The sequence below is a fragment of the Neobacillus sp. DFD-2R genome, assembly GCF_057747865.1.
Genome location: NZ_CM173228.1, coordinates 2,508,488 through 2,527,705, shown reverse-complemented (window position 1 = coordinate 2,527,705; position 19,218 = coordinate 2,508,488). Strand labels below are relative to the sequence as shown.

Here is a 19,218-nt window from a genome sequence, read left to right as displayed (position 1 = left end):
GGAGCGCCAATCAACAGATATGTTAAAACCAATATACTAATAATATTATAACAAATTAACGCGGTGAATTGTTAAAGTAATTGAATAAAATAAGAGGCTGCCGAGGGTTTTTCGACAGCCTGAGGACAATACCCTGCAAAGTAGGAGATTGTCCTTTTTGTGATTAAGTGGCTATTTAATTAAGGCTCTTTTCGTAAACTTTGTTGCTTTAGAAACTTAATAAAGTTCATTTACTAGGTTCTAGGCAATTTTCGCAAATGTTCTTACGAAAAGATGCCACGAAGCTTCTAATTATACCGGTTGATAAACTTATACGAAAAACAACAATCTATGCGAAAATAGCCTTAATTAATGTAAAATTTTGCTCAGAAAACTTTTGGTCCTCTCATTCTTAGGGTAATAAAATATGTCCTCTGGTTTGCCTTCTTCGATAATCGTACCCTCGTCCATAAATAACACTCGATCTCCCACTTCTTTCGCAAATCCCATTTCATGCGTAACTACAATCATGGTCATTCCTTCTTTTGCCAAATCTTTCATCACTTTCAACACTTCGCCTACCATTTCAGGATCAAGAGCTGACGTCGGTTCATCAAACAACATGACCTCCGGTTTCATCGCCAGGGCGCGAGCGATGGCGACCCGTTGTTGTTGACCTCCTGACAATTCATCGGGATAGCTGCTTTCTTTTTGAGATAATCCCACTTTTTGAAGTAGCTGCCGTGCCAGCACTTCGCTATCTTCCTTAGACATCTTTAGGACTTTCCGGGTTCCAATCGTAATATTTTCAAGGACAGTTAAATGCTGAAACAGGTTGAATCGTTGAAATACCATGCCGACTTTTTGACAAAGTTGATGGATATTTGTCTTCGGATTGGTGATTTCTGTGCCAAAAATCGAAATCGTCCCACCCGTTGCTTTCTCTAACCCATTTAAGCACCGAAGAAAAGTGCTTTTGCCACTTCCGGAGGGACCGATAACCACAACTACTTCTTTTAGATGAATCTGAACATTGATATCTTTTAATACATCCAATGAACCAAAGGATTTTTTCAAATGTTCAACGCTTATCAATTTGCAGCCTCCTCTCCAGATAACCTGCTATGCGAGTAAGAGTGAAAATGATGACGAGGTATAAAATCGCGACTTCTCCATAAATTTGAAAACCTTCAAAGTTTTCAGCTATGATGATTTGGCCTGTGTATAGGAGTTCGACGATTGCAATAGGAGCTAACAGCGACGTATCCTTAATTGTTTGTGCAAATTGGTTGACCAAAGGAGGAATCATTCGTTTAAAGGCTTGCGGTAATATTATATAGACCATCGTCTGCATTCGAGTCATCCCTATGCTATGAGCGGCTTCGCTTTGACCTCGGTCCACACCCAGAATTCCGGCACGAATAATTTCTGTAATATATGCTCCTTCGTTTAAGGCTAATCCGATTCCAGCCGCGATAAAGGGGTACACGTCTGCTCCAAACCATTTATTTAATGGAATAATCGTAGGTAAACCCAAGGCGATAAAAAGGAGTTGAACTAACAGAGGGGTTCCGCGGAACACCTCAACATATAGCCAACTTAATCCTCTTAACAATGGAAAACGGGAAAGTTTACACAACGCGGCAATTAGTCCAATGAGGCTTGCAAGAAAAATAGCGACAAGTGAAAATTCAACGGTACGCCCTAAACCATGTAGTAATTGAGGAAAGGCATGTACCATAATACTCCAAGAGTTCAAGTGAAATCCCCCCTTATGAAAACAAAGGCGTAGCAAAGAGAGCTACGCCTGATGTTTATTTTTTGGAATCATCCAAGGCAACACTAGCCGGGGCAAGCTCTTCCTGAATCGCTCCGCTTTGATCCCCGCCAAAGTAATGGTCAAACAGCTTCTTATATTCTCCATTTGCTTTGATTATTTTCAACCCATCATTGATTTTTTTCAGCAATTCCGGATTATTCTTAACTACAGCAATTCCATAATACTCGCCAGTTAACAAACCTCCGACTACATGGACATCTTTATTGCTGTTGGCATAATCCAAATTGACTGGGTTATCAAAAACAACAGCATCGGCCCCCCCGCTTGCCAGTGAACTGTATGCATCATTGATATTATCAAATTGTTTAATATTTTTTTCCGGAATCCCTTTAGATTTCAACAAATCGACAGATGACGTTCCTTTTTTTGTTGCTACGAGTTTGGTCTTGAGATCATCTATACTTTGAATCAGGGAATTGGTTTTTGTTAGAACCGATAGACCCGATTTATAGTAAGCATTGGAGAAATCGACTGCATTTAATCGGCTTTTCTTAATCGTGATTCCTGCAACAGCCACATCCACCGACTGAGCTTGAAGAGCCGGAATAAGTCCGGTAAACTGCATGGTCGAAAGCTCTACTTTAAGATTTTCCTGCTTAGCAATAGCGTTAATCATGTCAATGTCAAACCCTTGAACTTTCCCATCCTTTTCGGATTCGAATGGAGGAAAAGTTGTGTCAGCAGCCACTTTGATCGTCTGTTGCGTAGGTGACTGGGGCTTAGATGAAGAAGAACTAGTGGCACATCCGGCTAACACACTTGTAGTGAGCATCCCCGCAAGTAAGAGAGGACCAACCATTTTTTTATTTAACATCAAGAACACCTCCATGTTTTGTTTAATCTATATTCATCATATTTTTTATACTATGAGATATTCCATTTATATAAAACATGCTATACGGTTAATAAACTAAGTGTATACAAAAATAAAAGGCACCTCCTTTATGAAGGTGCCTTTACGATAGTTGCTAGAACTAGATTCTTATTTTATGATGAATAGAAACATAGACGATTCCCCTACCTTGTTAACGGCCTTTCATGGACCCAATGAACTTCTGATTCATGAACTAATACCACATTTAATTTGTTTTCCACTTCTCTTAATTCACAATAGCCTGAAGTATATTTATAAATAATGGTGTAAAGGTTTCCTTTGTACAGCACTTCTTCTGAATTCAATATCATACCATCCTATCAATTTAATTTTAATTGAGTGATACTAAATTTTTATTCACATACCTTTTAAAATATGTCAGTCAAGCCAACCCGTAGCTAATTTTTTTCGTTTAAAAATCAATTTTTTTGATTAATATATCAATTAACATTTGATTAATATAAAGCAATTAAATAAAAAAACAGCCACGGAAAATAGATATCTTGGCTGTTTTTACCTTATTGACTCGTTTCAGCAAAATGTTTTATGCGATCGCCTATTTCGTCACGGACACGCTGGAAGAATGCCCATTTTTCTTCTTCATTTCCCTCTGCTTTCGCCGGATCGTCAAATCCCCAGTGGACACGTTTCACATGTGGTGGTGTAACCGGGCAGTGATCTGCTGCATGTCCACATAATGTAACAACTAAATCTGCATTATTTAAAATTTCAGGGTCAATAACATCTGAGGTTTGTTTTGATATATCAATGCCAGCTTCCCTCATCGCTTTAACCGCATTTGGGTTAAGTCCATGTGCTTCTAAACCGGCGCTTTGGACGATCCATTCATCGCTTAAATGCTTTTTTGCCCAGCCCTCTGCCATTTGGCTGCGGCATGAGTTACCCGTACATAAGAAATAGATCCTTTTTTTAGACATGATATATTCACCTTTCTTTTTCGTGTAGTAATTTATAAATCAATGCTGCACAGCTTGCTCCTAAAATTGTTGCGGCAATATACACCCATAAATATTGAGTTGCACCTGATACGATGGCCGGGCCTATGGATCTTGCGGGATTCATCGAAGCACCACAGATTGGACCTGCAAACATGGCTTCTAACCCTACTGTTGCACCGATAGCAATTCCTGCGAAGGATTTTACAGCTTTTCCATGAACCGCAGAACCGAAAATAACCATCATCAGGAAAAACGTTAGGATAAATTCCAATACAAATGATTGTGACCATGAACCTCTTGGTAAAGTAGCCCCTAATGATGCAACGTTTCCAAATAAACAGAACAACGTCGCACTCGCTGCAATACCTGCCATGATTTGAATAACAATATAATACACTGATTCCTTTTTGTTAATGTCACCATGGATTAAAAATCCAATGGTAACAGCCGGGTTAAAGTGTGCTCCGGAGAGGTGACCAAAAGTGAAAATTAATGCCATTACGACAAGGCCAAATGTAAGGGCGATCCCTACATGGGTTAAGCTTTTAGTAATTTCATCTATTACTACTGCACCCGTCCCGGCAAAGACTAAAAAATAAGTTCCCAAAAATTCACTTATTAACTTTTTATTCATTCTTTTCTAATCCCCTTGGATGCTTATTCGCAGCAGGAAATGTGTAATCCTTGCTCTTCTAATTCCTTTAATCGAAAATCTTGAGTTGGAAGGTGTTGAATGATAAAATATATCACTTTTAGTTTAAATTCAATCGGTTTCTTGTAAAGTTAATGTAAATTAAAAAGATTGATAACCAAGGCTATCAATCTTTTCTTGAGTCTACTATGATACGATAAGTAAATGAAGTTTCAATGTTTGAAAGCAGTAGATTTACAATAAAATTCACTGCTTATAAACATAATTAAAGTGTTAAAATTATCGGCCCATTTTTAGTTATGATTATTGTATGTTCGAACTGAGCAACATAGCTGTTTTCTGTAACAAAGGTCCAACCATCCTCCAGTTCAAATACTTCCTCTTCACGGGTGGAGATAAATGGCTCGAAAGCGATAACCATCCCTTCCCTTAGCAATTTATCGTAAGAAGGCTCGTAATAATTAAAAATATACTCAGGTGCCTCGTGGATTTTTTGTCCAATCCCATGCCCTGTAAGGTTTTTGATAACCGTTAATCCATGCTGTCTTGCCGTTTGGAATACTGCTTTCCCCATACCGCTTATTTTGGAACCGGGTTTAGCTTTCTTAAGTCCTGCTTCAAATGCCTCTTTAGCAACGTCGCATATTTTAGTTAATAATTCATTTCCTTCGCCTACTACAAACGAAATTCCTGTATCAGCGAAATAACCGTTCTTGGAGCCTGAAACATCTATATTAACCAGGTCCCCTTCTTCAATAACCCGATGACCCGGAATGCCATGTGCCACTTCTTCATTAACACTAATACATGTATATCCGGGAAAATCGTATTCCCCCTTTGGAGCTGAAATTGCTCCCGCCTTCTCAAAAAGCTTTCCGGCTATATCATCAAGCTCTTTAGTCGTTATTCCGGGAACCGTTCTTTCTACCAATTCATCTCTAATGGCTGCAACAATTTTGCCAATTTCCTTCAAACCATTAAAATCCTCTTCTGTCTTTGCAATCATTGTCCCTTTCCCCAATCATTATCATTTTGTCGGAAAATCTTCCATGTCATAAATTGTACCTATTTCTTGCGAAAAATCCAAACATGATACAAATTTACCTTGGAAAAAGAAAAAGTCAACGATTTGTTGACTTTTTGAAAGTTGATTTAAATAAATACAAAAAAACTTCAACTTTTTTTACAGTGATAACTCAAAACCTTACAGTATTAAAGTAAAAGAGCAGATGGTCATTTTTTTCTTAGAATCCATCACCGATTATATTTTTTCAGAAACGTTACTATCTCATTTGTCATATTCTTTGCTTCCTCTGATGAATTGGCTGCTCCAAGAAATTTTGTAACTCCGCTATGAGAAAGAGCCTTACCTTCAAAAAAATCGACAGTATTTCCAACATTTGTTGTAGTTTGAATAAATGTGGAAATGGAATCTTTCCGTCGGGTAACTATGAACATGGGAGGAAGATTTTTATTAGCTGCATAGCTAATAGGGGATGCTTCAGCCCAGATCTTCTGATCATTTCCAAAAACTTTTTTGTAGGTATTAAATCTTTGGATAAAGTCTGTCAAATCAAGAGGGCCATCCAGGTTGACGATGGAATTCAACGATTTTTGTGATAGACCGACAATGTTTAAATACTTAGGATTAATTCCGATAAGCATCACTAAATGCCCGCCTGCAGAATGCCCCATCAGATTGATTTTGTTGTTATCGATATGATACTCGCCCGCGCTGTCATAAATCCATTTAACAGCTAAAGAAACATCCTTTGCCATTTCTTCATAGGTTACTTTTGGCGAAAGACGATAATTGAGAGAAACAAATACATACCCTTTATTTGTAAAAAAGGACGGCTTTTCTGCAACGTTATCTTTATCTCCTCCCGACCATCCCCCGCCATGTACATATATAATCACAGGCAGCTTTTCACCGCTTTTAACATTCGGAGCATAAAGATCTAATGTTTGCTTAGCGTTTTCACCATATTTGAGATTCAAATTTTTGACCCCTTGTCCATTTGCATGCTCAATAAAATAAACCTTTGAACCGATAACAAGGACGAGTAAAATCAGTATGGATATGTAGATTCTTGTTTTGTTTAATATTTTACCTATTTCCATTTTGTTCTCCTTCCTCCATTGAATATTATTAAATTTTACCATTTTTATTCAATTACATTCTATCGTAAAATGTTTAACAAATTAAATCTCACAAGCTTGATTGTAGATTAAATAAACAAAAGCTGCCAAGGCAGCTTTTGTTTAATGAAGGTATTTTACATATGTCCGTGATAGTAGCCATAACCGGGATAATAACCGCTATGTCCGTGATGGTAGCCATAACCGGGATAATAACCGCCGTGACCATGATGATAGCCATAACCGGGATAATAACCGCCGTGACCATGGTGATAGCCATGATCAGGGTAATAGCCGCCGTGACCATGGTGATAGCCATAACCGGGATAATAACCGCTGTGACCATGGTGAAAGTCCTCCCCAGAGTAGTAACTGTCTTCCCCATAGGAATAGTCAAAATCAGTGTAAGCATCAATATTTCTTAGGAATTGTCCTTCCATTCTAATCTCCTCCTCATCTAGTTGCAAAATAGTGTATGTGTCCATATTCAAAGAGGAATAGATTCTTGCCTATTATTCAGGAGATGGAATTGATTATATTTTAAGTTTTGTAATAAAAAATAATTCATTTTGAAACTTTTCTAAAAGTTCTTCGTATGAGGAATTAATTAATATTGGAAAAAGGGATTCTACTGCATCATTTGATTTCTGTCCTAATATTTCTCGCAAAATAACATATTTATGAAATAGCATCGCTTTTTCAAAATCAATACCTAAATCATATAAGCCTTGAAACAACTCATCCTTAGGAATTTGTTTAACTTTCTTATACACTCTTACATTTTTTTCAATAAATTTTTCATTTAAATAATGTGTTACATAGTCTGTATAAATCATTTGCCCAATATCAGTTGTTTCTTTTTTTGAATAATTAAAGCCAATTACATGATCCTCTTTTTTTTCACGGATAATAAACGTTTTATTACCTTGTAAATGGGTAATAAAATTTTTTACGCTTTTATCAAAAATTTTGTCAAACTGAATGATTTCTTGGAGTTTTACAGCAAAATCTTTATGTTCTTCACCAATCACAAACAACCTGTCAACTATTGGTAATAGTTTTAATACCCCTTCAGAAAGCTGACTGGATGCATCGTAGATGATAATATCGTATTCTTTCTTTAACTTTTTAACCTTTCGTTTTTGCTCTGTTAATGATAATTTGGAGAATTCATGAATGATTTCATCTGAAATCTCTTCTTTTTCTAACGTCCCATAGGAAATATAGGCAGCAGATAAGGTTGTGTTCATTTTAAGCCAATAATAAATCGACAAACACAATTCAGTTACACCTGATTTTGCTTTTGGCGAATAAAAACCAACCAAGTACATTTAACTCACCTGCCTTTTATAATAATAGTATTCGAAAAGAAATTTTTTGTTAGAGACAAACCCCCACTTCCCTACTATTCTAAAAAATAAAACAAACTGTGATTTAGTGATAAGTAAGGAAGTAATATTAATTGTAGTAATAATGGGCGAAATTTTTGTAAAATTGCAAATAATAATAGGAGGTCTTTTTAAACAAAGGAGGAAAGAAATTTGAATTTTGATGTGATTGTTGTTGGGGCGGGACTAGCTGGCCTAGTTGCAACTGCAGAACTCGCAGATGCCGGTAAGAAAGTTCTGCTTTTAGATCAAGAACCTGAATCCAATCTCGGCGGTCAGGCATGGTGGTCCTTTGGCGGACTATTTCTTGTTGATTCTCCAGAACAGCGGCGAATGGGTATTAAGGATTCCCGGGAACTTGCCTGGCAAGACTGGTTAGGTGCGGCTGGCTTCGATCGAGAAGATGATGAAGATTACTGGGGTAAGAAATGGGCTGAGGCCTACGTTGACTTCGCAGCAGGAGAAAAGCGGGAATGGCTTTATGCAATGGGTGTACGCTTTTTCCCTGTGGTGGGCTGGGCAGAGCGTGGAGGCTATCTTGCTGAAGGCCATGGCAACTCAGTGCCAAGGTTTCATATCGTATGGGGTACCGGCCCCGGTATTATAAAACCTTTTGAAGATAGAGTACGGAAAGCCATTCCAAAGGGACTTGTTAATTATCGCCCCCGTCACCGTGTTAATGAATTAATAACAGATAATGGTGCCGTTATAGGAGTACGGGGTGATATTCTTGTTCCAAGCTCTTCTTTGCGTGGGGAAGCAAGTTCACGTGAAATGATTGGAGATTTTGTGTTTCACTCGAAAGCGGTAATGGTTACCAGTGGCGGGATCGGCGGCAACCACGAATTAATTAGGAAAAATTGGCCCACTCGGCTCGGCAAGCCACCAAAAAAGATGATATCAGGTGTGCCTGAGCATGTGGATGGACGTATGCTAGCCATTACGGAGAAAGCAGGAGGTCGAATTGTCAATCGAGATCGGATGTGGCATTATACGGAAGGCATAAAAAACTGGGACCCAGTCTGGCCAAATCACGGGATCAGAATTCTCCCAGGTCCTTCTTCCCTTTGGTTAGATGCAAAAGGACAGCGTTTTCCTGCACCGAATTTCCCCGGATTTGACACTTTAGGTACTCTTGAAGCCATACAAGCTACGGGGTACGATTATTCGTGGTTTATTTTAACACAGAAAATCATTGAGAAGGAGTTTGCCTTATCGGGATCTGAGCAAAATCCTGATTTAACAGGCAAGAGTATTAGAAAAGTCCTATCTCGAGTTCTCCCCGGACCTACTGCACCGGTAAAAGCATTTATGGACAAAGGTGAGGATTTTGTTATCGCGAAAACACTTCCTGAACTGGTTGCAGGTATGAATAAGCTTACTGGTGACAATTTACTAAACATTGCTGACATTGAGAGACAAATTCAAGCAAGAGATCGGGAAATGGATAATCAATTTACCAAAGACCTACAAATCACTGCATTGCGTGGTGCTCGTAAATATCTTGGTGACAAACTTATAAGAGTCGCCCCGCCTCATAAAATTCTCGATCCAAAAAACGGACCATTAATTGCAGTCCGATTAAATATTGTCAGCCGGAAGACACTGGGCGGACTGCAAACTGATTTGTCCGGAAGGGTCCTCAAGTTTTCCGGAAGCCCTGTACCGGGTCTCTATGCTGCGGGTGAAGTTTCAGGATTTGGCGGCGGTGGAGTTCATGGCTATCGCTCATTGGAAGGAACCTTTGTCGGGGGATGCCTTTTCACAGGAAGGCAGGCAGGTCGGGCACTGGCTAAGGAGATAGAATAAAAAGACGGTCTGTGCCGTCTTTTTTCATCTATAGTAGTTAATCGTTTTCATATACCGGTTTTCAGGTCTTTCAATTCAATTCGGTATAAATCATGTCGGCGATCCTGTAATTGGCGGACCGAACCGGATTTTCGTGTACGCCTTATCTTCTCAAGGTCAACATCACCAACGACAACTGTGTCAACATTAGCATCACATTCCCCAACAATCCCATCTCTTGCAAACTCAAAATCTGAGGGGCTGAAAATACCTGACTGTGCGTATTGAATATCCATGTTCTCTACATGTGTCAAGTTGCCCACAGTGCCTGCAATACAGGTATATACTTGGTTCTCAATCGCCCGCGCCTGTGCACAATAACGAACTCTTAAATATCCTTGTCGATCTTCAGTACAGAATGGGACAAAAATCATATTTGCACCTTTATCAACGGCAATCCGGGCTAGTTCCGGAAACTCAATGTCATAACATATTAGAATTGCAATTTTTCCGCAATCTGTATCAAACACATTAAAGGCATTCCCTTCTGAAATCCCCCACCACTTTCGTTCATTTGGCGTAATATGAAGCTTAGACTGTTTTTCAATCGTACCGTCACGACGGAATAGATATGCGACATTGTATATATCCCCGTTCTCTTCCTCAAAATGTGATCCACCGACGATATTGACATTATAACGTACAGCCAGTTCTGTAAACAGTTCTATATACTGGTCTGTAAAGGTTGCTAGAAGACGGACTGCCCGGTCCGGCCGTTTTTCTTCTAGAAATGACATCAATTGGGTAGTAAATAACTCAGGAAATACTGCAAAATCTGAACCGAAATCTGCAGCGATATCTACATAGTACTCGACCTGGCGAGTAAACTCTGTGAAGCAATCAATTTTTTTCATCATATATTGGATGGCGCAAATCCTCACAGGGAATGATGCACGATAGACACGCCGCGACTTCGGACGATAATCAATGTTATTCCATTCCATCAGGGTCGCAAAAGAATCTGATGCTTTGTCATCAGGGAGGTACCTTGTATTAATCCGTTTAATGGTAAACCCTTGAAGGAGTTGGAACGACAACACCGGGTCATAAATACTGTGCTTTTCAACTGCTGTAACATATTCACGAGCTGTCATTTCCGCTTTGTATTTGTGGTAATTCGGAATCCTTCCTCCAATGATAATGCTTTGAAGGTTTAACTCACGGGCCAGTTCCTTACGCGCCTCGTAAAGACGGTGCCCGAGTTTCATCCTGCGGTATTCTGGTTCCACCATCACTTCAATTCCATATAGATTAAATCCATCAGGGTCGTGATTGGTGATATACCCGTTGTCAGTAATTGTATTCCAAGTGTGCTGATCTTCATATTCATCAAAATTAACAATTAGACTCGAGCATGAACCCACAATTTTACCCTCATATTCCACACAAAACTGACCTTCAGCGAAAATACGAATGTGACTTACCAATTGTTCCCGCTTCCAAGACTCCATGTTAGGAAAGCATTTTCTCCCTAAAGCAATTATTTCATCAATGTCTTCCATCCGTGTGTTACGAACAACAATTTTCTTCTCGTATTTTGACATATCTGTATCAGACATTTCATCACTTCCTTGCCGGCTTTTTACTTATAGTCCCCTTGAAAAGCCATTTTATAAAATGGACTACCCTTTTAACAATAATATGGAAATTTGATGATACTATTATAAATTAACTGATACTAATTTAATTTTTCACTTATTTGATGCCCTTCCTTGACTAGTAATCCTACTATCCATGTTTTTAAATTTTCGAACGTTGAAAATTCCCGGTCTCTGTATGAAAGAACAAATTCGCCGCAGGCATATGTACTTGATTTTCATGGAATATAGTCATTATTTGGTACCTAACGTTGCGCGAAGTCTCAAAATAGTATTCCGGTTTAACTAATCCAACAATACAAAGCTCGTAACCAACATATTTTAAGTTTGGATTTAAGTCCGTTATGCCAATATATCGAAAGTCTTGTTCAGGTGTCCCGTCTTCCAGTCTTAATAAACTTTGACCGTATTTTTCATTACAAACAGTACATACTGCCTCTAACAATTCTTTCATTCTATGTGGGTCCTCCCGATAGCTTACAGTAATCCGTTCGATTACACGCATTCTACCTTTGTTAAAATTTTGGATGGTCCTAACTTCCCCGTGTGGAATCGTCAGGAGTTTTCCCGACCATTCGCGAATTTGCATAAAGCGAATGCCGATTTCCTCGATTGTCCCGGAACTGGTCCCATTGAAAGTGATAAAGTTACCGACCCGGAACTCATGATCCGATAATCTGACCAACCCTAATAAAATATCTTTTAATACTTGTTGTGCCGCAAGACCGACAATAACACCGACAATCCCTGCGCCTGCAAGAATGCCCTTTATATTAATGAATTGACCTATTAGATAAATAATAAGAATCGTAGCCGTTGTATATTTTAATGCCGACCGAATGACACCTTGGATTGTTTGTTCCACTTCTTTTTCCAAAAAATGTGACTTTTTAAAGAACCAGTCCACTGTTCGATTGATAATAATGGAAATGGTCAATAACGACAAAGCCATGAGGACCATCCTTAAGAGTAAATACTCCTTTATGTATCCTAAAAAAATTTCCGTATATGATAATAAATTCATAAATTTCACTCCCTTCATTGGTAGGAAAATATACTTTATAAGTTTTCCCAAAAATATAGAAAAGACACAACCTGAGGGGTTATGTCTTTTAAGATTATAATTTTCGATATTTTTTCAAGGCAAAGATATTAAGGATAATAAAAATGGCTGCAAAAATAATTAAAGCAAAGATATCTCCGCTTATTTCGCTTAAACTAAAACCTTTATACATGACGCCCCGTAATGCGTCACCCGCATAGTACATTGGCATGATTTTTGCAAAAGCCTGCAGCCAATTAGCCATCCCTTCAAGTGGGAAAATCCCTGCAAAAAACACCTGTGGAATGACTGCGATAGGGATAAATTGCATCATTTGAAATTCAGAAGCCGCAAAAGTTGATAACAGAATTCCTAATGATAGAGCGACTAAAGCCAGCAGTAAATTGATTAAGATCACATTCCAAATGGAACCCATAAGTACCAAGTCTAATACATTTATTGAATATATCACGACGATAATCGTCTGAGTCACGGCAAATATTCCGTAACCTATCAAATACGCCGTTACAATTTCTGTTCTTCGAATAGGAGTAGACAATAACCGTTCTAACGTTCCTGTTGTTCGCTCTCGTAATAAACCAATCCCGGAAATGATAAATACAAAAAAGAAGACAAAATATCCAACTAAAATGGGACTCAATACATCAAAAAAGACAGTATCTTTATTACCATATACATAATTTGTTTCAATACTATTTTTCGTTATATTTACCGGGGCAGCGATTTTTTTCAATAGGTTGGCTTGAACCTGGGAAGCAACCGCTTGGTTTACCTTAATTTGCAGTTCTTTAGCTTTAGATGGATCGTCATTTTGGAGTGTTAATTTTATTTTTCCATTTTCTACTTGCAGCAAGCCATCGAGGTCATCATTTACAACCGTTTTATCCGTCACTTTATCATAAAGGATAACGTTTACCTTGGAATCCTTTAATACTTTATTAATACTATTGTCAATGTTTACTAAACCTATTTTTGGTTCAACTGTATTACCGTTAAACAAAAAGTACATAAGGGTTAATATTAATAATGGAGCAACAAATAACAAGGCTAATGTTCTTTTATCACGGAGCATTTGCCGACAAATTCTTTTAATTAATGCGAAGGTTCTCATGATTGCTTCACCCCCGCTTTTAAGAATACCTCATCAAAATTATCGGTATGAAATAAAGCCTTTAATTCTTTTGGGGACCCACTTGTTAAAATACGGCCATCCCGAACCATTGCAACAAAATCGCATCTTTCAGCTTCGTCCATAACATGTGTGGTCACAATAATCGTTTTATCCTCTTCGTTTTTCAACCGTAATAATTCATTCCAAATTGACAGCTTCAATTCAGGATCAATTCCTACGGTCGGTTCATCTAAAATAAGAATTTTAGGATTTTGAATTAACGCAATCGCAAGTGATAGCCGCCGTTTCATTCCTCCTGAATATGCGGATACCCGTTTCTTTAATTCAGGAGTCAAGTTCACCAAGTTTGCAGCGTATGCTATACGTCTTTTTTGTTCTTCCTTTTTTAGTTTGTAAAGAGACGCAAAAAATTTAAGATTCTCTTCACCTGTCAGTTCTACATACAAGGCATCTGATTGAGCCATATAACCAATATCCTGGAGTAACGCTAGGTTTGGCATCATTTCATTTAACACATGAATAGTTCCGGTATCAGCTTTATCCATGCCAACAATCATTTTTACCAGAGTGGTCTTTCCTGCTCCTGACGGCCCAATTAACCCGAATAATTGGCCTTTTGGTATTGTTAGGTTTACATTATTCAAAACTATTTTTTTACCAAAGCTTTTACTTACTTGCTCGACTTTAATGGTAGGATTCATCTAAAAAACCTCCTTTGAGTGTACATCTTTATAAAATGAACACTGTGTTGACCGTTGTAATAAGTTTAGATTACAATGCTAGTGTAGATATTACAATCAACAATAATATGAAAAGTGTTGATTTTTTAATGTGTAGGGGCTTTTTAATTTTGGGACGAGGAGAAAGTAATATGATTAAAACTGTTCATGATCAGAAGGTCCTTCAGACTCGAAAATTAATAAATGATGCGCTAATTGAGTTGATTGAAGAAAAAGGGTTTGATGGAATTACAATTAGAGATTTAACAGCAAAAGCAGGGATTAATCGAGGAACATTCTATCTTCATTATCGGGATAAATATGACTTAATGGAAAAGCTTCAAGGAGATATTCTTCATGGATTCCTGCAAATTATCCTTCAACTAAATCCTTTTGAGGCAATGAAATATTTCTCTCAAAACGCTCCTTACCCAATAGTAGTGCAAATTTTTGAGTATCTAAAAGGGCATGGAAGAATCCTTAAAGTATTATTAGGTCCAAAAGGAGATCCCGCCTTTCCCAAGAAAATGAAAGATTTAATAAGAAATAATATTTATGAAAAATTGGTTAAGAATCCAGTTAATATTCTTCAGAATGTTTCAATTGCACAAGAATATTTGCCTGCCATTGGAACATCTTTAAATTTTGGCATTATTGAGCAATGGTTAGAAAATGATATGAGCCATTCCCCTGAAGAAATGGCAATGATTTATTTTAAAATCATTAATTTAATTAGATCTGCAGAATTATTTAAATAATCTCAAGTAGTATGTTTAGAACCAAGCATAAAAAAAAGAAAGTCGTTTGCTTAGCATCGACTTCCCTACTGAACATTTTATCTTTATATCTTCACTGATTATTCCTTAACCCCATCCTTGTAAAATTTATCCCAGCTTTTATCTCCAAGATGTTCAAAATCTTTAGTGGTTTTTTCCAACACATCTAATAATAGTTTTTTTGTTTCCGTAATTGTATCATAATAAATTTTTTCTTCATGTCCATTAATTTTTATTCCTGCCAATGCATTGGAAGCAGCCAATCTACGGTGCTCATTTGCTTTTTGATCCAACGCGTCAAAAACGTGTTTAACAAATTTCACTAAATCTTTATGTTCTTTTTTAACTCTTTGATTGATTTCAGCTAATCGTTTCTCCATTTTCATCCCCCTTTATTGATGATAATGAAAAAAGAAAGTTTGCATAAAAACAAAATATCTTTTAAATGAATTTCCATTTTAAAGGAATCCTTGTTCTTTTGCTTCATTTATCTCTTTCTCTAATTCTGCAGATATTTGTCCGGAGTACAGAGCTTCATATATCTCCTGGCTAGTTATAGCAACTCCGCCTTCCTCCATGACAACTGAAGATAATACTTGAAAGGCATCTGGAACATCAATGCTCCATTGCAGTCCTAATTCCCTACTTAACTCCTGAAGCTGGTATTCTTCACTACTAAGCTTCTGATATGCATTTCGAATTTGTGTCAAGTTAATTAGAAATTCATATTTAGCATTCATAAATTCATATTTAGCATTCATAAATTCATATTTTGCATTCATTAACTGTAATTTTAATTTATTTATTTCCGTATTAACTTCCTCAATGTAATTTTGTTTTATATTGTTGAGCTCTCCAAAGGCCCCATTAAACTTTGCATACATGTATTGATCAAGTTCTTCAACCTTTTTACCAAGTTCTTTTACCGATTCATTCGCCAGTTTGTGGTCTTTTTTCACTTTATCATAAGCACTTTGTGCAACTTTCCCGGCAATAAAACCTTCATGAATACGTTTAAATCGTTCCTCAACCTCATTAAAAACCTTTTTCATAACTTCATATTTCACTATGATACTTTCTTTAGTATTATCATAGGTTGTTATTAATTGTGTTGCTTCTTCTAAATATTGATTGAGCATTGTATCATATTTATTGTTATCCATCACAGCATATCCCCTTTCCACCTTTTTGACAAAGGTTCACATGGCGAATTTCTTTTTGTTATTAATCAAAATATGCAGTAATAGGATTTCCGGTTTTATATTTTCAATTAAAAATACATTTCTTAATATTGATCAAACCATAAAGTAATGAATATTACCGGTTTAATAAAAGGCCCCTCATACAATTGGGAGCGTCCGTCATTTTTTAGTTTTAGACAAATACAAGCAAGAGCCATAGGTATAAGCAGAGTAAGGTAAAAATCAGCGTCAACGGAATTACGATAATTGTAACCTTTAAATATTCCGCCCAAGTAATTTTAATGTTATTTTTCTTAAGGATGTGCATCCATATTAAGGTTGCAAGTGTTCCGATGGGAAGTATGAGTGAACCAATATCACTGCCAATGATATTTGATAAGTATACTGTTTTTAACAAAAGCGGACTTAAGCCCATTTCTGTTAAAGTTAAGGTAGAAACCATTAATGCCGGGTGGTTATTGAATATGTTGGCCATCATTGCAGTTATAATTCCCATTGTTAAGCTAGCATGGAACAAACTATCATGTACCAATGCTCTAAGATGGATTAATAAAAATTTGGTTAAGCCTATATTGTGTAAGCCAAAAATGATGACATACATACTGAAAGCAAAAATTAGAATGTGCCATGGAATTTTCGTGACTACATCTTTTGGATTTTTCTTTAGGTAAATCCATCTCCATATTAATAGGATAATTGAGCCTAGTACAGCAACCAATGATACTGAAACACCTATAAATGATGCGATAAATAGGCTGACCCTCACCATAAATACAAAGATGAGCATGTAAATCATAAGTTTTTTTTGTTGATCAAATAAATTTTCGGAATCTTTCCGTAGCGGGTGGTATGGCCGGCTTTTTTGTAGTGGAATAGAGTAGGAATGGAAGTGGATTTCTTTTGGAATATCCTTTTTAAACACACGATATAGTAATAGGGATAAAAATAATAACCCAATCACCCCAGGCACAAACATCATTTCAGTTTGGAGATAAAGGTCCATCCCAATAATTTTTAAAGCAATTAGATTAACGATGTTGCTAACACCAATGGGGGCACTTGATGCAGTTGCGACTAAGGCTCCACTTAAAAGATACGGAATCTTTTGACGCTTCTTCAACCCTAAATTATTTAATATTAAAATTAATATCGGAGTTGTAATCAAAATACTTCCATCATTGTTAAAGAAGAGTGTCATTAAAAAGCAGAGTAATAGTGTATACCAAAATAAACGAATACCTGACCCTTTTGATAATTTCAACATAAGAGCTGCAGTCCAACTGAAAAACCCAAAGCTTTCCAGTACAATAGCCATTACGATTGTGGCTATGATCGTTATGGCAGCTCCCGTTACTTTTGAACTAATATCTACTATATCCCCAGTCGATACGCTACCACTTAAAAAAACGAGAATGGCACCTATTGCAGCAGGAATTGCCTCATTCATATTTTTTGGACGGATAAAGATCATGATCATCGTTAGAACAAATGCAAAGATGGTGATGATTACCGTCGATAGTTGATACATATAAATTAATTTACTCCCTTCTAAGAATACATATATGTTTCAAGTTTCGGTTTTTACTGCCCTCTTGTCCTTTGCTTTATCATACGTTTTCAAAATAAAGCTTGAACTAAACGAGTATCCCGTATCTTAATAAATCAGCAAATATCTATAAAATGTTTAAAAATATTTAATAGATTAATACCTATGATTTTGGATCTAGGCGGGTATCATTTATTGAAATTAATAGGTTAATGTACCGTATGTGACGAATATTCAGTTTAATTTATTAGGGGGATTATGTAAAAAATGAAGAAATGTAGAATTTCCACAATTTCAAAATGGATAATATCCAGCAACCCAAAACAAAAAACCGAAACTTAAAAGTTTCGGTTTTTTGTCCTGCACTTATCCTAAAGGTTGAGTATTTATAGATTTATTCTACCTGCGTCCACGGGAACCGCGGCTGCCTCTGGAACCGCGAGAACCGCGGCTGCCTCTAGATCCACGGGAACCGCGAGAACCACGGCCCCTAGATCCACGGGAACCGCGACTGCCTCTGGAACCGCGGGAACCACGCCCTCTAGATCCACGGGAACCGCGACTGCCTCTGGAACCGCGGGAACCGCGGCTGCCTCTAGATCCACGGGAACCGCGACTGCCTCTGGAACCGCGGGAACCGCGCCCTCTAGATCCACGGGAACCACGGCTGCCTCTAGATCCACGGGAACCACGGCTGCCTCTAGATCCACGGGAACCACGGCTGCCTCTAGATCCACGGGAACCACGACTGCCTCTAGATCCACGGGAACCGCGACTGCCTCTGGAACCGCGGGAACCGCGCCCTCTAGATCCACGGGAACCGCGACTGCCTCTGGAACCGCGGGAACCACGGCCTCTAGATCCACGGGAACCGCGACTGCCTCTGGAACCGCGAGAACCGCGCCCTCTAGATCCACGGGAACCGCGACTGCCTCTGGAACCGCGAGAACCACGCCCTCTAGATCCACGGGAACCGCGACTGCCTCTGGAACCGCGAGAACCGCGGCTGCCTCTAGATCCACGGGAACCGCGACTGCCTCTGGAACCGCGAGAACCGCGCCCTCTAGATCCACGGGAACCGCGACTGCCTCTGGAACCGCGAGAACCACGGCTGCCTCTAGATCCACGGGAACCGCGACTGCCTCTGGAACCGCGAGAACCACGGCTGCCTCTGCTGCCTCTCGAACCATGGGAGCCGCGGCTGCCTCTGGAACCGCGAGAACCACGGCTGCCTCTGCTGCCTCTCGAACCACGAGAACCACGGCTGCCTCTGGATCCTGGGCTGATACTTGTGTGACGACCGCGACTACCTCTAGATCCCCGAGAACCACGGGAACCGCGACTACCTCTAGATCCCCGAGAACCATGAGACCCTCGGCTGCCTCTTCTTTGAGCGCAAACTTTATCAACAGGATTATTATCCATAAATGCCATTAGACCATTTTGCTGCGCTTCAAAAAGCAAACCATCTATGTCGATCCTTTTCACCATTTTTACACC

General features: G+C 38.4%; 20 protein-coding genes. 2 read left to right on the top strand and 18 right to left on the bottom strand.

Annotated elements, in window-relative coordinates:
- Positions 1-348: 348 nt before the first annotated feature.
- The 10 genes from AC3ANV_RS12640 to AC3ANV_RS12595 form a co-directional block, all read right to left on the bottom strand.
- Positions 349-1,074 carry an amino acid ABC transporter ATP-binding protein gene (locus AC3ANV_RS12640; protein ID WP_488313927.1) on the bottom strand — a complete coding sequence of 242 codons (726 nt, stop codon included), beginning with the start codon at positions 1,072-1,074 and terminating at the stop codon, positions 349-351.
- Positions 1,061-1,738 carry an amino acid ABC transporter permease gene (locus AC3ANV_RS12635; RefSeq protein WP_488313926.1) on the bottom strand — a complete coding sequence of 226 codons (678 nt, stop codon included), beginning with the start codon at positions 1,736-1,738 and terminating at the stop codon, positions 1,061-1,063. Before AC3ANV_RS12635 ends, AC3ANV_RS12640 begins: the two co-directional genes overlap by 14 nt.
- A 55-nt stretch (positions 1,739-1,793) precedes the next feature.
- A complete protein-coding gene (locus AC3ANV_RS12630) occupies positions 1,794-2,633 on the bottom strand; it encodes a basic amino acid ABC transporter substrate-binding protein (protein ID WP_488313925.1) in 840 nt (279 codons plus the stop codon).
- 203 nt (positions 2,634-2,836) lie between these two features.
- Positions 2,837-2,998 (bottom strand): hypothetical protein, encoded by a 162-nt coding sequence (locus AC3ANV_RS12625; RefSeq protein WP_488313924.1) that lies wholly within the window; start codon positions 2,996-2,998, stop codon positions 2,837-2,839.
- Positions 2,999-3,211: 213 nt separating this feature from the next.
- On the bottom strand, positions 3,212-3,631 hold the full coding sequence (arsC, locus tag AC3ANV_RS12620; RefSeq protein ID WP_488313923.1) for an arsenate reductase (thioredoxin): 420 nt from the start codon (positions 3,629-3,631) through the stop codon (positions 3,212-3,214).
- 7 nt (positions 3,632-3,638) lie between these two features.
- A complete protein-coding gene (locus AC3ANV_RS12615) occupies positions 3,639-4,286 on the bottom strand; it encodes an MIP/aquaporin family protein (protein ID WP_488313922.1) in 648 nt (215 codons plus the stop codon).
- A 283-nt stretch (positions 4,287-4,569) separates the two neighbouring features.
- A complete protein-coding gene (gene map, locus AC3ANV_RS12610) occupies positions 4,570-5,310 on the bottom strand; it encodes a type I methionyl aminopeptidase (protein WP_488313921.1) in 741 nt (246 codons plus the stop codon).
- Positions 5,311-5,558: 248 nt separating this feature from the next.
- Entirely contained in the window at positions 5,559-6,428 is an 870-nt protein-coding gene (locus AC3ANV_RS12605; RefSeq protein WP_488313920.1) for an alpha/beta hydrolase, read from the bottom strand.
- Between the two features lie 155 nt (positions 6,429-6,583).
- A complete protein-coding gene (locus AC3ANV_RS12600; protein WP_488313919.1) occupies positions 6,584-6,886 on the bottom strand; it encodes a hypothetical protein in 303 nt (100 codons plus the stop codon).
- A 93-nt stretch (positions 6,887-6,979) separates the two neighbouring features.
- Positions 6,980-7,771 (bottom strand): hypothetical protein, encoded by a 792-nt coding sequence (locus tag AC3ANV_RS12595; protein ID WP_488313918.1) that lies wholly within the window; start codon positions 7,769-7,771, stop codon positions 6,980-6,982.
- Between the two features lie 216 nt (positions 7,772-7,987).
- Here AC3ANV_RS12595 and AC3ANV_RS12590 point away from each other — a divergent pair, with 216 nt between their 5' ends.
- On the top strand, positions 7,988-9,643 hold the full coding sequence (locus AC3ANV_RS12590; protein WP_488313917.1) for an FAD-binding dehydrogenase: 1,656 nt from the start codon (positions 7,988-7,990) through the stop codon (positions 9,641-9,643).
- Between the two features lie 47 nt (positions 9,644-9,690).
- On the opposite strand, the gene AC3ANV_RS12585 is transcribed toward AC3ANV_RS12590, so the two are convergent.
- The 4 genes from AC3ANV_RS12585 to AC3ANV_RS12570 form a co-directional block, all read right to left on the bottom strand.
- Positions 9,691-11,241, bottom strand: a complete 1,551-nt coding sequence (locus AC3ANV_RS12585) for a GNAT family N-acetyltransferase (RefSeq protein ID WP_488313916.1) — start codon at positions 11,239-11,241, stop codon at positions 9,691-9,693.
- Between the two features lie 181 nt (positions 11,242-11,422).
- On the bottom strand, positions 11,423-12,304 hold the full coding sequence (locus AC3ANV_RS12580) for a mechanosensitive ion channel family protein (protein WP_488313915.1): 882 nt from the start codon (positions 12,302-12,304) through the stop codon (positions 11,423-11,425).
- Between the two features lie 94 nt (positions 12,305-12,398).
- The gene (locus tag AC3ANV_RS12575) at positions 12,399-13,454 is read right to left on the bottom strand and encodes an ABC transporter permease (protein WP_488313914.1); all 1,056 of its coding nucleotides are present in this window, start codon (positions 13,452-13,454) and stop codon (positions 12,399-12,401) included.
- Positions 13,451-14,176: an ABC transporter ATP-binding protein gene (locus AC3ANV_RS12570; protein WP_488313913.1), complete on the bottom strand. Its 726-nt coding sequence runs from the start codon at positions 14,174-14,176 to the stop codon at positions 13,451-13,453. The genes AC3ANV_RS12575 and AC3ANV_RS12570 overlap by 4 nt, the downstream gene beginning before the upstream one ends.
- A gap of 170 nt (positions 14,177-14,346) precedes the next feature.
- Between AC3ANV_RS12570 and AC3ANV_RS12565 the strand changes: the two genes are divergently transcribed.
- On the top strand, positions 14,347-14,952 hold the full coding sequence (locus AC3ANV_RS12565; RefSeq protein WP_488313912.1) for a TetR/AcrR family transcriptional regulator: 606 nt from the start codon (positions 14,347-14,349) through the stop codon (positions 14,950-14,952).
- Between the two features lie 98 nt (positions 14,953-15,050).
- Here AC3ANV_RS12565 and AC3ANV_RS12560 read toward each other — a convergent pair whose 3' ends face one another.
- The 4 genes from AC3ANV_RS12560 to AC3ANV_RS12545 form a co-directional block, all read right to left on the bottom strand.
- Positions 15,051-15,350 carry a hypothetical protein gene (locus tag AC3ANV_RS12560; protein WP_488313911.1) on the bottom strand — a complete coding sequence of 100 codons (300 nt, stop codon included), beginning with the start codon at positions 15,348-15,350 and terminating at the stop codon, positions 15,051-15,053.
- Between the two features lie 78 nt (positions 15,351-15,428).
- A complete protein-coding gene (locus tag AC3ANV_RS12555; RefSeq protein ID WP_488313910.1) occupies positions 15,429-16,133 on the bottom strand; it encodes a hypothetical protein in 705 nt (234 codons plus the stop codon).
- 211 nt (positions 16,134-16,344) lie between these two features.
- On the bottom strand, positions 16,345-17,700 hold the full coding sequence (locus AC3ANV_RS12550; RefSeq protein ID WP_488313909.1) for an arsenic transporter: 1,356 nt from the start codon (positions 17,698-17,700) through the stop codon (positions 16,345-16,347).
- Positions 17,701-18,104: 404 nt separating this feature from the next.
- The gene (locus tag AC3ANV_RS12545) at positions 18,105-19,127 is read right to left on the bottom strand and encodes a hypothetical protein (protein WP_488313908.1); all 1,023 of its coding nucleotides are present in this window, start codon (positions 19,125-19,127) and stop codon (positions 18,105-18,107) included.
- Positions 19,128-19,218 lie beyond the last annotated feature (91 nt).